Annotated in this window: 9 protein-coding genes; 3 read left to right on the forward strand and 6 right to left on the reverse strand. The window is 70.0% G+C overall.

From position 1 onward, the window contains the following. Window positions 1–61: 61 nt before the first annotated feature. The 3 genes from IF20_RS01460 to IF20_RS01470 all read left to right on the forward strand — a co-directional run bounded on the left by IF20_RS01460 (window position 62) and on the right by IF20_RS01470 (window position 3,512). On the forward strand, window positions 62–1,075 hold the full coding sequence (locus IF20_RS01460) for a hypothetical protein (RefSeq protein WP_199896440.1): 1,014 nt from the start codon (window positions 62–64) through the stop codon (window positions 1,073–1,075). Between the two features lie 39 nt (window positions 1,076–1,114). Next, window positions 1,115–2,449, forward strand: coding sequence for a Dyp-type peroxidase (locus IF20_RS01465; protein ID WP_407702428.1), 1,335 nt, complete (start codon window positions 1,115–1,117; stop codon window positions 2,447–2,449). Between the two features lie 157 nt (window positions 2,450–2,606). After that, window positions 2,607–3,512 (forward strand): bile acid:sodium symporter, encoded by a 906-nt coding sequence (locus IF20_RS01470; RefSeq protein ID WP_052863037.1) that lies wholly within the window; start codon window positions 2,607–2,609, stop codon window positions 3,510–3,512. A gap of 74 nt (window positions 3,513–3,586) precedes the next feature. Here IF20_RS01470 and IF20_RS37215 read toward each other — a convergent pair whose 3' ends face one another. From IF20_RS37215 to IF20_RS01495, 6 genes are all read right to left on the reverse strand, one after another. After that, window positions 3,587–3,784 carry a hypothetical protein gene (locus IF20_RS37215; RefSeq protein WP_234426449.1) on the reverse strand — a complete coding sequence of 66 codons (198 nt, stop codon included), beginning with the start codon at window positions 3,782–3,784 and terminating at the stop codon, window positions 3,587–3,589. Then, a complete protein-coding gene (locus IF20_RS01475) occupies window positions 3,781–5,307 on the reverse strand; it encodes an eCIS core domain-containing protein (RefSeq protein WP_052863038.1) in 1,527 nt (508 codons plus the stop codon). Before IF20_RS01475 ends, IF20_RS37215 begins: the two co-directional genes overlap by 4 nt. Window positions 5,308–5,492: 185 nt before the next feature. Further along, window positions 5,493–6,977 carry an alpha-amylase family protein gene (locus IF20_RS01480; RefSeq protein ID WP_052863039.1) on the reverse strand — a complete coding sequence of 495 codons (1,485 nt, stop codon included), beginning with the start codon at window positions 6,975–6,977 and terminating at the stop codon, window positions 5,493–5,495. Then, window positions 6,974–9,667 carry an MGH1-like glycoside hydrolase domain-containing protein gene (locus IF20_RS01485; protein WP_052863040.1) on the reverse strand — a complete coding sequence of 898 codons (2,694 nt, stop codon included), beginning with the start codon at window positions 9,665–9,667 and terminating at the stop codon, window positions 6,974–6,976. Before IF20_RS01485 ends, IF20_RS01480 begins: the two co-directional genes overlap by 4 nt. Window positions 9,668–9,786: 119 nt before the next feature. Then, entirely contained in the window at window positions 9,787–13,650 is a 3,864-nt protein-coding gene (locus IF20_RS01490; protein ID WP_110943691.1) for an nSTAND1 domain-containing NTPase, read from the reverse strand. Window positions 13,651–13,848: 198 nt separating this feature from the next. After that, complete coding sequence (locus tag IF20_RS01495) at window positions 13,849–15,075, reverse strand: helix-turn-helix transcriptional regulator (protein ID WP_110943692.1); 1,227 nt, start codon at window positions 15,073–15,075, stop codon at window positions 13,849–13,851. Window positions 15,076–15,362: the final 287 nt, after the last annotated feature.

The raw sequence follows: 15,362 nt of genomic DNA on the forward strand, positions 1-15,362 counted from the left end.
CCTCGGCCCGCGCTGAAGCACGGGCCGATCCGCCGTGGGCCCACTGCTGAGGGAGGCGGACATGACCGAAGTCGCCACCGCCCGCACCTACAACCAGCGGCACGTTCCGCGCGCCCCCACGCGGGGCCGGCGGCGGGTGAGCATCTACGTCTCGTGGAGTTATCCGGCCGAGGCGGGTCGGGACCCGGCCGGGCTGGACAACCGGTTCTCCACGATGACGGAGGTCCGGCGGGCGGCCTGGCCCGCCTACGAGGACCCGAAGTGGTCGGACCCACTGCGGTTCCAGCAGGGCGTGGCGGGGTCGCTGGAGTTGTTCTTCCTGGCCTGGGTGCCCTTCCAGCAGTTCGTTCAGGAGGTCACGGGTCACCCGGTTCCGGTGTATCAACGCATCGACCAGGCCGGTTTCCACACCCCGCTCGATGAGCGAGTGCTGGCCGACACCGACACACTGTTCGTCTTCGGCCTGGACCACATGGTCACCGGGCAGGAGGCGGCACCGGCGGAGGTCGAGGCGCTGCAGGCGTTCCTGACCCGGGAGGATGCCCGCCTGGTACTGGGACCCCACCACGAGGTGGGGGTGTCGGAGGACCTGAAGGTGCGGGAGGTCGAGTACCGCCACCACGGCGATCCGCTGGTCCCCCGGCAGCAGCGTTTCGCCGGATACCTGCGCGGGGTGCTGCACGGTCTCGGTGTACCGGTGGAGAACCGCTACGGACTGCGGCCCGCCGTACGGGAACACCACAGGATCGCCCCGTTCGCCGCGGTGCGGGACCTGGATGCCAAGGGCTGGCTGGAGGGGGTGACCCACTTCAACTTCCACCAGCACTTGCCGCATTACGCCGTGACGGCCGAGGAGGCGGCTGCCGTGCATGTCCTGGCCCGGCAACCGATCGACACCTCCCGGCCGCACCCGTTCACCGAAGCGGGCAACACCACGTTCAACATGTTCCTGTGGGTGCCGCCTGCAGATGAGCGGGGTGGCGACATCCTGTTCGCCGACTCCACGATCTTCAGTTCCCTGTTCGGCGGTGACGAGAGTCTGCGTACCTTCTGGCGCAACCTCGTCACCAAGTAGCGCCCGGGCCACCGCGGCAGCGGCGCGGAGGTGATGCCCGTGAACCGAACTCCGGCCACACTGGAGCTCGACGACATCCAGCGCGGGGTGCTCAGCCCCCGGCCGACCCCGTACGCGGCGGTCTACCTGGCCTTCCGCATCGATGACCGCGCACACGGACGGGAGTTGATGCGGCGCGCGAGCGCGGTGGTGCCCTCGGCCGCCGACTCGGCCGGCCCGCTGGGCGAGACCTGGGTGAGCGTGGCGGTGACCTGTCACGGACTGGCGGCGCTGGGCGTGCCGCGCTCCTCCCTGGCGACCTTCGCGTGGGAGTTCCGGCAGGGCATGGCCGCCCGTGCCGAGGCGTTGGGCGACACCGGCACCAGCGGCCCCGAGCACTGGGAGGCACCGTTGGGCACGCCGGAGGTGCATGTGGTGCTCACCGCGGTCGCACCCGACGTCTCTCGACTGCAGGCGGCCATCGACCGGGCCCGCCCCGCCTACGACCGGCTCACCGGAGTGACCGCGATCTGGCGGCAGGACTGCTACGCACTGCCGAGCGAGACCGAACACTTCGGTTACCGCGACGGCGTCAGCCACCCAGCCGTCGAAGGCAGCGGCATCGCCGGATCCAACCGACTGGAGGCGCCGCTGAAGGCCGGTGAGTTCATCCTCGGCCAGCCGGACGAACTCGGCGGCATCCACCTCCCCCAGCCGGAGGTACTGGGACGCAACGGCAGCTACGTGGCCTTCCGCAAACTGCACCAGGACGTCGCCGCGTACCGCCGCTACCTGCGCCGGGCCGCCACCGACCCCGAGGACGAGGAACTGCTGGCGGCCAAGATCATGGGCCGCTGGCGCAGCGGCGCGCCCCTGGCTCTGAGCCCTCAGCGCGACGACCCCGCCCTGGGCGCGGACCCCGACCGGCGCAACACGTTCCTGTACGCGCGGCACGATGCGGCGGGGTTCACCACACCCGGCGGGTGCCACATCCGGCGGGCCAATCCGCGCGACGCCTCCGTGGCCGGCAAGGTACGGCTGCACCGCATGATCAGACGCGGTACCGCCTACGGCCCTCCCCTGCCCGGCGACGCGCCGGCCGACGACGGGGCGGACCGGGGCCTGATGTTCGCCTTCATCGGGGCCCACCTGGGGCGGCAGTTCGAGTTCGTCCAGTCCCAGTGGATGAACGACAGTGTGTTCTTCGGCGCGGGCGACACGCACGCCAGGGACCCGGTGGCCGGGTCCCCCGAGGGCGACGGCTTCGTCATCCCCCGGCGGCCGGTGCGCCGGCGCCTGCCCCCGCTGCCGCGCTTCGTCCTCACCCGCGGCGGCGAGTACTGCTTCCTACCGGGCCTGCGCGCCCTGCGCTGGCTGGGTGGCCTGCGGCACTGACGAGCGCACCGACGCACCGACGCACTGACACACCAGCACACCAACGCACCGACACACCAGCGCACCAGCACGCCGCGGACGACTCCGCAACGATTCCGTTCCGCCTCCCTCCTCCTCCCCCCCCCCGCAACGCCCACAGCCCAAGGGGATTCGCCTCATGGAGACACTGCAGCCACTGTTCACCGCCATCACGGTGATCTTCATCGCGGCCACCATGTTCGCCGCCGGGCTGGGAACCACCGCCGCGGCCTTGCGGAGCGCCCTCACCAACCTCCCCCTGCTCCTACTGGCCCTGCTCACCAACCTGGTCATCGTCCCGCTGCTGGGCTGGGGCGTCGGCGCGCTGTTCAGCCTGCCCACCGCCGCGTTCATCGCCCTCGTCCTCGTCGCCTCCTCACCCGGCGGACCGTTCGGAGCGAAGCTGGCCATGGTGCAGAACGGCGATGTCGTCACCGGCGCGGCCATGCAGGTCCTCCTCGCCACCGTCGGCAGCCTCACCTTCGCCCCCACCGCCAACGCCATCCTCAGCTCCACCGACATCGGCCAGGCCGTCTCCCTCGATGTCGCGACGCTGGTGGCGACCGTGGCCCTGCTGCAGCTCCTGCCCTTCACGGTCGGCCTACTGCTGCGCCATTACGCCGCACCCACGGCGCAGGCGTGGCACCCGCCGGCCGGCAGGGTCTCCAACGTCACCTTCCTGATCGTGCTGGCAGGCATGCTCCTGGGGAACTGGCGCGACGTCCTCGCCCTGCTCGGCTCGCGCACGCTGCTCGCCGGCCTCATCCTCGCAACCGCCGCCTTCGCCGCGGGCACCCTCTTCGCCACCGGTCCTCCGGCCCGCCGCACCACCATGGGAGGCGTCGCCGCCGTACGCAACGCCGGTCCCGCACTGGCCGCGATCGGCCTCGCCTTCGCCAACCAGCCCGCCATCCTCGGTGCCCTCGCCGCGATCCTGCTCAGCGGCCTGGCCGCCGCCCTCCCCATCGTCGCCGTGCTCAACCACCGCAGGAGCCGTCCCACGGCGAGCGAGCAGAGCACCGACCAGGACACCGCCGTCCGGTAGCTGTCCCATCACGGCCTGATCGCGGGCTGATCGCACCCCGGTCATGCGCGCGCGTAGGTGCTTGTGCGCACTGGTCACCGGTAGCGGCTGAGGCAGCGGACGCGGCTCTGGTCCTGCTGTGGTCCACTCTTCGCCGCGGCACCGTCTTCCCAACGTTGGCGCCGCTCGGCGAGGGACTGTTCCCACCGAGGAGTGCCGCGTTCGCCGAGCGCCACCTTCGCCGTGTGCACCCGGCTCCGGGCCAGCGCCTCGGCCGCCCCGCCACCTGTCACGCCTGCTCCCACTCCGATTCCGACTCCGACGGGAGGTGCTCGGCGCTCGACAGGCGGGGCGCCTCCGACTTCCGTTCCGCCTCCGCGGCTTCCTCCGTCTGCTCCAGGATCCGGCCGCGGAACTCGTAGCCGCGGGGTTTCGCCGCGGCCGCCACCTGCTCCAGCGCGGCGCCGGTCAGCCAGTCGGGCGCCCGCCACCGGAACATCTCGCCGTGCGAGCCGGACGCCACCACGCGGTAGCCGTACTGCGCGCCGATCGTGGCGTTGGCCGCGTCGAACGCCATCTGGCAGGCGCCGCACGCCTTCTTGACGCCGCCCATCGTCACGTCCTTGATCTTGCCCTTGCCCAGCGGCCACGGGTTCTTCTTCCAGTGCGCGATCTGCTCGCCGAGCAGCGTCATCTCGCCGTGCACGGAGGCGTCCTTCTTGTCGTGCACGGGCCCGCCGTTCCAGGTGCCTCGGGAGGATCGCAGCGACTTGGTGGTGGCCGCGAGGTCCGGGTCGTCCTTGTGCACCGTCTCGTAGTCCCCCGAGTGCGCCGCCCGCAGCTTGAGCTGGTCCTTGCGGCGGCGCGGGTCGTCCGACAGCGGCGCGGCCGGGTCCTTCGCGGCGTCCACCGATGCGAGCCCCGCTTCCTGCTTCGCCTCGGACAGTTTCTTCTGGCCCGAGTTGGAGGAGTACCGGATCCCCTCGCCCGGGACGTGCGTGACCGCCACGTGCGGCGTCTTCCGGGCGTTCGGTGCGTGTGCCTCCCGCGCCAGTCGGTCCTGCAGCCGCAGGTCCGCCGGCCGGGTGCCCTCCTTGCTCGGCTTCACCTGCCGGTAGCGCGGCCCGTCGTGCTCCTTCTCGTCGTCCGCCGCCCGCTGTACCTGGGGGGCCTCGACCTCCGCCGCGCCTCCGGTCGTCGCCTGGGGTCCGGGCGCCGCCTCGGCCACCGGCGGGGCCTGCGACATCACCCGGGTCGCGTTCTCCTCGGCCTCCCGCTCGAAACGGTCACCGGGGTCCGACACCCGCAGCCCCGCGCCGTTGTCGGTGCCCGCCACCGGGCCCTGCCGCTGCTGGATCACATGCGTCAGCTCGTGGGCCAGGGTGTGCTTGTCGCCGCCGCCCTCTCCGAGGACGACATGCGTACCCGAGGTGTACGCGCGCGCCCCGATCTCCCCCGCCGATCGCTGCGCGGCCGCGTCCCGGTGCACCCGTACGTCGGAGAAGTCCGCCCCGAGCCGGGCCTCCATCTCCTGCCGCACGGACGTCTCCAGCGGACTGCCCGCCCCGCGCAGCACCTCATGGACCGCCGACCGCTGCACCGCGGTCTCGGACTCCTGCGCATGGCCGCACCCGGGCCCGTGCGTGTGACGCTCCTGCTCCATCGCCCGGAGCACGGCGGCGTTGCCCGCGGCGCGCTGCAACGACAACAACGCCTCGGCGGCCGGCGTACCGGGCAACGGTGCGGCACTCTCGGGACGCCGCGCGGGCCCCCGCCGGTTCCTCCCCGACGATCGCTCCGCCTCGTGTGCGTGCATGGCGCTCCCTCATTCCGTACGACTCGCCGTCTCCGACGGGCCAGGGTGCCACGCCCCACACTCTGCAAGAAGGGACGGGAGGGCAGACCAGGAGGCAGCCACCGGTGCCCCGACCGCCCCTCGCCGGGCAGCCTGCTCAGCCCGCCAGGCTTCGCCGCCCCGGCGGTCGGACACGCTCCCGACGGTCAGGCACGCCCCGGTTCGGTCGCGAAGAGGTGCGCTCCCCAAGCGTCCAGATCGACGAAGAGCCCGGGGTCGGCCAGCTCTCCGGCGGAGCGTTCGTACCGCGAGTCGGCCAGCAGGTCGGTCAGCCGCACCTGGCTGTCGGCCGGTCCGCTCCACGGTAGCCGAACCCTGGCCTGGGAGCGGTGTCCGGAGAAGTTGACGACGACCACGAACCGGCCGGTCTCCGCCGTCCAGCACCAGGCGAGCAGGGCGCGGTGAGTGGGGTTGTCGGGCCAGCCCTCGCACTCCAGGAGACGCCAGTGGCCGGCACGCATGCCGCTCCCGTGCACGGCGTTGAGAAGCCGCTCGTGGAAGGCCCGCAGTTCGGCGTCGGGCGGCTCCTCGGGGCGCCGGGTCAGGAAGACCGGGAGGTGTGTGCGGCGCCCTGTGAACTGGCCTTCGTGCCACAGCGTCGCGCCGGGCAGCGTGGCGATCATGACGGCTGCGGCACGCTCCTGCCACGGGTCGAGGTGTGCTGCCACCCTCGGTTCGTCGTGGTTCTCCAGGAACCGTACGAGCCGGCGCTGGTAGTCCTCGTCCGCCTGCAAGTGCGCGCGCACGGTCTCCGCGGTCTCGTGCAGAACCCGGTCGTACAGGCGCTTGTCGTAGCAGAAGTCGAAGCCCTGCTGCTGCAGGGGCCACTCCAGGTCCCAGTACGCCTCGGCGACGAACGTCATGCCGGGGCTCCGCTGCCGTACGCCGGTCAGGACGGCGGGCCAGAAGTCCTCCTCCGGCGGCGGGCCCGCATGGCGTTCCCAGGTCTTGGCGAAGACATCGTTCATCAGCAGCATGGCCATGTCGCAACGGACGCCGTCACAGAGCTGGCCGATCCGGGCGAGTACGTCCGTGGTGGCCGCGCGCATCTCCGGTGCGAACGCGTTGAGCTGGACGACGTCCGGCCAGGGCGGGAAGAAGGGGTCCCGTCCGCGGGCGACGACCCGGTCCCCGACCTCCAGGTAAGCGGCCGGGTCGTGGCGCATGTCCTCGCCGGTGCCCTGGATGAAGTACTCGGGGTGTTCGCCCACCCAGGGGCTGTCCGGCGCCACGTGGTTCGGTACGTAGTCGAGCAGCAGGCCGATGCCCCGACGGTCCAGCTCGGCGCGGGCCGAGGCGAGTCCCGCGGCGCCGCCCAGCATCTCGTCCACGACGTAGCGGCGGATGCAGTACGGCGATCCGGCGATGTCCTCCTCCGTCACATCGGGCAGTGCCTGCGTGAAGGCGCTGCGCAGCGCCCGGTCCCGCAGGGCGAGGTCCCGGCCCACGTCGCTGCGTTCCCACACGCCCATGAGCCAGACGGTGTCGATGCCCGGTGGGGTGAGCTCGTCCCAGGCGTACCCAGGTACGTCGCCGAGGCCGACCGGACGCCCGAGGCGGGTCTGGAGTTCACGCAGCCACACGCGCGTGTTGACCTCGTGTATGACGGGCTGCGCCGGGAGTTTGGTCATGGTGTCCGCCTCCGGGCGGGGTCGGCCTGGAAGTCCTCGGGGGTGAGGTTCCCGAAGACGCTCATCAAGGTGGCGACCAGGCCCGTCCAGCCGGTCTGGTGAGCGGCGCCGATGCCCGCGCCGTTGTCGCCGTGGAAGTACTCGTGGAAGGAGATCAGGTCCCGCCAGTACGGGTCGTGCTGGAATTTCTCCTGGCCGCCGTACACGGGCCTGCGGCCGTCCGCGTCGCGCAGGAAGAGGCGGCTGAGCCGGTCGGAGATGTCCTTGGCGACCTCGTAGAGGTTCTTGCGAACGCCGGAGCCGGTGGGGCATTCGACGGTGAAGTCGTCGCCGTAGAACGCGTACAGGTTGAGCAGCCCGCGGATGATGAGTGCGTTCATCGGGAACCAGACGGGGCCGCGCCAGTTGGAGTTGCCGCCGAACATCCCGGTGTCGGATTCGGCGGGCAGATAGCCGACCCGGAATTCCTGGCCGTGCACCCAGAAGGAGTACGGGTGCTCGGCGTGGTGGCGGGAGAGGGACCTGATGCCGTGCGGGCTCAGGAACTCGTCTTCGGAGAGGAGGTGCGCCAGGACCCGCAGCAACTTCTTCTCATCGACGACGGAGAGCAGCCGGGGACCGCCGGGTACGCCGCTCTGGGCCGTGGCCAGGGTGACCGTGAGAGAAGGGTGTCGGTCGGCGAAGCGGCGCAGCCGGTCTCCCAACCCGCTCACCTTCGCCAGCTGGACAGGGCGGAACACGGTGGCGGCGCACAACGGGAGCAGGCCCACCATCGACCGGACCTTCAGCCGGACCGCCCCGCCGTCCGGCAGCCGCAGGACGTCGTAGAAGAACCCGTCCTCCTCGTCCCACAGTTCGTCCGGCAGGTCGCCGGTGCGGTCCATGGCCGCGGAGATCCACAGGAAGTGCTCGACGAACTTGAGGACGTGCTCTTCATAGACGGCCGGGTTGTGCTCGACCAGCTCCGCGGCGATCTGCAGCATGGCCTGGCAGTACAGGGCCATCCAGGCGGTGCCGTCGGCCTGTTCGAGCTGTCCGCCGGTGGGGAGCGGCGCGCTTCGGTCGAACACGCCGATGTTGTCCAGGCCGAGGAAGCCGCCCTGGAACACATTGCGGCCCGCGGGGTCCTTCCGGTTGACCCACCAGGTGAAATTGGTCAGCAGCTTCTGGAAGACGCGCTCCAGGAAGTCCCGGTCGGTCCGGCCGGTGCGGCGCTGTTCCAGGACGTGGATGAAGTACGCGGCCCAGGCGTGGACCGGCGGATTGACGTCGGTGAAGTTCCATTCGTACGCAGGGATCTGGCCGTTGGGGTGCAGGTGGGTGTCGCGCAGCAGCAGTTCGAGCTGCTCCTTGGCGAAGTCGGTGTCCACCAGAGCCAGCCCAACGGCGTGGAAGGCCAGGTCCCAGGCGGCGAACCAGGGGTACTCCCACTTGTCGGGCATCGCCACGATGTCGTCGCTGACCAGGTGGAACCACTCGTGATTGCGTATCTGTCGTCGCGTCACGCCCCACAGCTCCTGGCCGTGCTCGGCGAGCCAGGTGTCCACGTCGAAGAAGTAGTACTGCTTGCTCCACAGCATGCCGGCCCAGGCCTGGCGCAGCACGCGCGCCTCGTCCTCGGTCGCACCGTGCGGGGTCAGGCTGCGGTAGAAGGCGTCCGCCTCGGCCTGCCGGTCGCGGAAGACCCGGTCGAAGTCGCGGGCCAGCGGCATCGAGGAGCCGGTGGGCGCGAGCCGCAGTCGCACCGTCTCCGCGCCGCCGGGCGGGAGGGTGAGGACGTAGTGGGCCGCGGCCTTGGTGCCCTCACGCGCGGGATTGACCGCCTCGGTCTCGCCGCCCACGACGTACCGTCCGATGCCGTCCTTGACGTACGGCGAGGTGTTGGGCGATCCGAAGAGCCGCTCGTTGTTCGTCTCGTTCTCGGTGCACAGCAGCGGTACCTGGCCACCGCACCGCAGGTCGTAGCTGCCCAGGTCGGGATGGACGGCCCGGATCGCGGTCGTGCCGCGCGGGCTGTCGACGGCGGCCAGTCCCGGCTTGCCGGCACCGGCCCTCTCCCGCCAGGACCAGGTGTTGCGGAACCAGAGCGTGGGCAACAGGTGCAGCGTCGCCTCGTCCGGTCCGCGGTTCTCGACGGTGATCCGGATCAGGACGTCCTCCGGCGCGCCCTTGGCGTACTCCACGGTGACGTCGAAGTACCGGTCGTCGTCGAAGATTCCGGTGTCCAGCAGCTCGTACTCGAACTCCTGGCGGCTGCGGGCCCGGTTGGTGGCCACCAGGTCGTTGTAGGGGAACTCGCCCTGCGGATACTTGTAGAGGTACCGCAGGTACGAGTGGCTGGGCGTGCTGTCGAGATAGAAGTAGTACTCCTTCAGGTCCTCGCCGTGATTGCCCTCGCTGTTGGTCAGCCCGAACGCCCGCTCCTTGAGGATCGGATCGCGCCCGTTCCACAACGTGACCGCGAAGCACAACCGCTGCTTGTCGTCGCAGATGCCACCGAGCCCGTCCTCCCCCCAACGGTAGGCACGCGAGCGCGCGTGGTCGTGCGGGAAGGCGGACCAGGCGTCCCCCGACTCGCTGTAGTCCTCCCGGACCGTGCCCCACTGCCGTTCGCTGAGGTACGGCCCCCACAGCCGCCACTTCCCGCTCGCCTCGGTGGCCGCTCCGGTCTGCTGCGCCTTCGTCGTCATCCGCGCACTCCCTCACCCTCCCGGTGGGACTTCGGGACAGCGTCAGTCTCGCCATGATCCGCCGGCCACGCCTCACATGCTGCGGGTGAGTCGCGGCCCACGGCACGAAGGATTCCGGCTCAGTTCCGGACAGCACACGGCGGTTCGTACGGCAACTCCGGCACGAACTTCCGCCAGATCGCCGGTGTCAGGACGCCGTCGGTGGTGGCACAGATACGGTCCACAGCGTGCTGTACCGACAGGTTCAGCACCCGTACCGTGAATTCCCCGTCACCGGTGAACAGTGTGCGTCCGTCCGGGGAGAAGACCACCGCGTTGACCCAGTTGGTGGAGCCGGTCAGCGGGTCACCGTACGGTCGGGTGTGGTTCCGGTCGTGCGTGTCCCAGAGGCGCACCGTACGGTCGAAACTCGTGCTGGCGAGGCGCTGATCATCAGGGCTGAAAGCAAGGGCGTAGACGGTGCCCCCATGGCCGGTCAGCGGTGGGCCGAGCCGCTTCGGGCGGGAGGGCTGCGTCACGTCCCACAACCTGATCGTGCCGTCCGAGCCTCCGACGGCCACGGTGCGACCGTCACGGCTGAACGCGAGGGCGAACGCGATGTTGTCCTGTCCGGCCAACGGCGGCGCCGGTGCGGTCGGTCGGGTCGGCCGGGAGAGGTCCCAGAGGCGGAGCTTGCCGTCGGCACCGGCGCTGGCCAGGACGGTGTGGCCCCGGGCGGTGCCGAAGGCCACCCGAGTCGCCCAGTAGCCCTTGTGCGCCTTGATCGGGGGCGCGAGAACCCTGACGCGGTGCGGATCGGAGACGTCCCACAGTCGGACGGTGGAGTCCCCGTTGGCGCCGGCCAGCATGCGCCCGTCCGGGCTGAAGGACACGGAGAGGTAGTTGTTCACCGGGTTGTACGGAAGGAGCGCGAGCGTCGAGGGTGCCCTCGGCTCGGTGACGTCCCAGAGCTCGATGTATCCGCCGGCGGCCACCGCCAGGACGGTGCCGTCCGGGCTGAACGCGACCGCGTTGACGTAGCTGGCACGCCCTTTGATGCTGCTGCTCAGTACGTGCGCCCGAGCGGGATCGCCGACGTCCCAGAGACGGACCGTGGTGTCCGCGGATCCGGACGCCAGGACATGGCCGTCGGCACTGACCGCCAGGGTGTCCACATAGCCTTTGTGGCCGGTCAGGGTCGTTCGGGGCAGGCTCCACAGCCGGACCGTGTGGTCCGTGCCCGCGCTGGCCAGCGCGTACCCGTCCCGGCTGAAGGCGACGGCCAGGACGGGGCCGGTGTGTCCTGCCAGCGGTGCCGTCAGAGGAAAGACGGCAGCCGGTTTGGAGACGTTGCTGAGGTGGACGGTGTTGTCATCGCTTCCGGATGCCATGGCTCCGGTCGGCGAGAAGCTGACACTGTTGACGATGTTCTCGCTCAGCACGCCGTCGAGGGCCTTCGGTCGGGCCGGGTGCGTGATGTTCCACAAGTGGGTCAGGTGGTCGCTGCCGGCGGCGGCCAGGGTACGGCTGTCGGGGCTGAAGGCCACCGACTGTACGAACGCGGGACGACCGGCCCGGAAGGCGACCTTGCCCGGTGCCGCCCCGAGAGGGACGGGGTGCCGGGTGTCGGTGACCCGCCAGAGGCGTGTGGTCGCATCGCCGCTGCCACTGGCCAGCAGCTTCCCGTCGGGGCTGAAGGCAACGGTCGCCACCGGCCCTGAGTGGCCGGTCAACGGCGTGCCCAGGGCGGCCGGGCGTCGGGGGTCGGACACGTCCCACAAGCGGACGCTCTTCCCCTCCCCCGCGCTGGCCAGCGTGTGTCCGTCCGGCGCGAAGGCGACGGCGCGGACGGCGCCCTTGCGCTCGGCCTGCCACCTGCGCAACACCTGCGGATGACGCGGGTCGCGCATGTCCCACAGTCCTACCGTGCTGTCCGCGGCGGCGCTTGCCAGCAGGTCCCCGTCGGCGCTGAAGGCGATATTGTGCACCCTGGCCCGCCCTGGCAAGGGACGGCCCCACGCGTGTGGCCGGCTCCCGGCCGTGCTCCACAGCCGGATCGATCCGTCGCTGCCCGCGCTGGCCAGGATGTTGCCGTGCGGGCGGAACGCCACGGTGTCGACCTGGTCGGTGTGTCCCTTCAACACGGCGGCCAGCGGTGTGCGGTCCGTGCTGAGCAGGTCCGTCTCGGTGGCCGCGGAGGGCGACAGCCGATGGGCGAGCAGGGTGAGCTGAGCTGCCAGGGACGTATCGGTGGATCGTAGGTCGTCGGCCTGGTCCATCAGTTGCCGGTAGAGCGCCGTGTTCCGTTGGTCCTGCGCCGTGTCGCGCTGGTTCAGGGCCAGCACCGCAGCGCCCGATGTCAGGAGTGCCAGTGCTGCCAGGATGCTGATGACCATGCGACGGAGTCTCCTGCTGCGGCACCGTTGACGCCTGGAAGCCGTGAGGAAGTCGTACACCGCGGCGGTGGGTTTCTCGGCGTGTGGCGCGTCGGCCCAGGCACATGCATCTTCGAGGCGGCTGCCGCGGTAGAGGAGAGCGGCATCGTGTCCGCCGCGCTCCCAGAGGGTGGCCGCGTCTTCGAGTTGCTGACCGACCAGGTAGTCGGCCCGGTACGTTTCGATCCACTGTCGCAATCGCGGCCAGGCCCGTAGCAGCACCTCGTGGGTGATGCGGACGCTGTTGCGTTCCTTCGTCAGCAGCCGGCCACGCGTGAACATCTCGATCACCATGTCGGCCGTGGTGGCGTCCTGCCCGGCCTTGAGCAGACGGGCGTAAGGAACCGGGCGGCGGGTGTCTTCCGTACTGTCCCCGAACTGGATCAGGCGCAGGAACATCCTCCGGGCCGCTGCCTGCCCCTCCGGGGTGAGCGCCTCGAAGAGACGGTCTGCCGTGGCCGTGATCGCGTCCGCGATGCCGCCGGTCGCCTCGTAGCCGTCCACCGTCAGGCTGCTGCCCTGCCGTCGCAACCAGGTCGCCCGCAGCGCGTGCGCCAGCAAGGGCAGTCGGCCGGCCTCGTAGCTGCCACCTGCCGGCTCGTCGGGAGGATCGAGGCCCAGGTGTCCGTGCGGTGCCGCGGCCGCCACGCCGAGGTCCCTCAACAACACCTCGACCAGGCCCGGTTCCACGTCCAGGCCGACCGAGCGAGCGGGATGGAGGATCGCCTCACGCACTCCGGTCTCCGACAGCGGGCCGACCAGGATCTGATCGTGCTCAACGGCGTGACGCAACCGCGCGTGGTCGGCGCACGGCGTGTAGAAGTCCGACCGCAGCCCGAAGACCACCAGTCCCAACGGGCCGCCGCCACCGGGGCGCAGCTCCGCGATGTCGAACAGGACGTCGAGGAAAGCACGTCGCTCCTGCCCGTCGGGGCAGAGCGTGAAGAGCTCTTCCAGCTGATCGACCACGAGAACGAAAGGCGGCGAGGCGCTGGCTCCGGCGGCGCCCACCGACCGGACGGCGGTGCGCAACGCGGCACCACGAGCCACCGGATCGCCTGCCGGCGCCGTCGCGCTCGTCCGTCGGTCGAGGCCGACCTCGGCAAGCGCCGTGGACAGGGCCGACAGCGGATGCGATGTCGGGGTCAGCCAGGCACGAGGCAGGGCGGAACCCGACAGCAGGCCGCGGTCGAGCTCGGGCAGCAGCCCGGCCCTGAGCAGTGAGGTCTTGCCTGCTCCCGAAGGGGCCACGACGACCACCGCACCGCCCCGTTGCAGACACGCGTCCAGCCGGACCAAGAGCTTGGCCACCAACTCGTCACGCCCGAAGAACCAGGCTGCCTGTTTCTCGCCGAACGCCGCGAGGCCAGGGTACGGACACTCGGCCTGACCACTGGCCATCTCGACCCTGCGCGCCGTACGCACCCCGTCCTCGTAGTGCAGGTGGAGGTCGCGCTCGCAGGCGTACAGATCTCTGCGTGCCTGATAGATACGGGCACGACCGGTCGCATGAGCCTGCGGGCCATGGCCTTCTCCACCTGTCGGCCTGCGCCGTTCGGAGATCCCCATCGCCACCCCCTGTGTCTCCCCAGGCGACTACTGGACAGACTAGGAGGCCGCCCATTACTGGCAACGCCTCACTCTTTTCAGTTCGATACAGAGGCACTCTCTTTCACTTGTGCACGCCACAGCTTCGAAGCTGCCCCTCTCGTGCACGCTTCCGACAGGTGCAGCGTCGGCTCCGAAAGGGGGCGAATCGCGGTGAACTCACGAGGAGCCGTGCTGCGGATCGGCACGCATACGCCCGTCCTTACTCAATGGTGGCTCCATGAGGTACGGAAGATAGTGGCGGAAGAAGAGTTCGCCGGTCAGCTCACGACGACTGCGCACACCGGCCTTGTCGAATATGTGCCGCAAATGGTCCTGCACCGTGTAGGTGGAAATATGCAGAGTCTCGGCCACCTGCGAAGTGGAGCGCCCGATGAGGACCAACTGAGCGATCTCCCGTTCCCGTGCGGTCAGGCCGTATGCGTCGAGAACTATTGCGGTGAGTTCTCCGGGATGCGAGGGACCTATCGAGATGTAGGTCAGCGGCTCGCACCGCGACGTGCCGCTGTTCGAGCATTCAGCCGCCCCGTCGCGTGGCACCGAACGCCAGGCCCGACAGGTCAGCCAGTGTCCCGTACTGCTGCGGAGGCGCGATGTCACCTGATGCCCGGGAGGCACACCGCGGGCTCCGGCAGCGATGGCGCCTACGGCCAACGGTAATGACCGCGAGGTCGTATGGCGCTCCGGGACGGTGCCGAGCCAGCGTTCGGCGGTCGGACTCACGTAACGCATCTGGTGGTCGCCGTCGAGAATCAACAGGCCCGGAGCGTCCGGGACATCCGCCCGGTCGATACCCGAGAGCAGAAAGGAACCGCGCAACGACCGCGCGGCCGGCGCGCTCAATGCCGCGGCAAGCCGCACATCCGCCGCGGTGAACGGCGCAGAACCGCACGCGCGGCACAGGACGATCAGCCCCCGGATACGGCGGCCATCGCGAAGGACCACCCGTAATTCGTCGGCGAGTCCCTCAGGTCGCAGCACGTCCTGGTAGTAGATGTTGGCCCCCAGCTCCCCTTTCATGGTCCGACTCAGCAGGCTGGCGGGGAGGGGGCGACGTGCGAGGACACGGATATTGTCCGCGCCGGCCTGCTCGGCGTGTTCAATCTCGAACAGGCGCGGCATGACACCTTCGGGAAAACCGTGTTCGTGCTGTCCTCCGGTGTCCAGCATGGTCGCCGGATCCAGGAGTACGGCACACCAGACATCTGCCGGGACCATGGCGATAAGGGATTGCGCGGCGGCATCCAGAACGGCGAGCGAGCGCAAGGTGTCCGGACCATCCAGAGCTCTGAGTCTGCGGTCGAATGTTTCGACCATCAACCGTTGCCGGACAACCAGCGGGCGCGCACGTCCCTGCGCCGGGAAGTTTCCCGAATCCTTCTCCATACCGGAATATTAGGAACCACCCCAGAAATCTGGGATAGGCCTGACGTCCTTGTTCTCGTTACCTTTCCCCTGCCTGACGGCGCCACGCCTCAGGAGAGTTGTACGCGCAGGGCGGTCGGCTGCGGAAAAGCGCTGGGTCCGATCGCCCGGTAAGTCCGTGCCTGTAGTGCGACGAGATGAGGTCGTCATGGCCAGTGCGCATCATCACGAACACAAGTCCCAACTGGAATCCGCACTCATTGCCGTACCCGATCACGTCACCGGGTCCGGCCCCGCCGAGGTGGACA

Origin of the sequence: Streptomyces niger, from assembly GCF_000718305.1 — a bacterium.
Classification (GTDB): domain Bacteria; phylum Actinomycetota; class Actinomycetes; order Streptomycetales; family Streptomycetaceae; genus Streptomyces; species Streptomyces niger.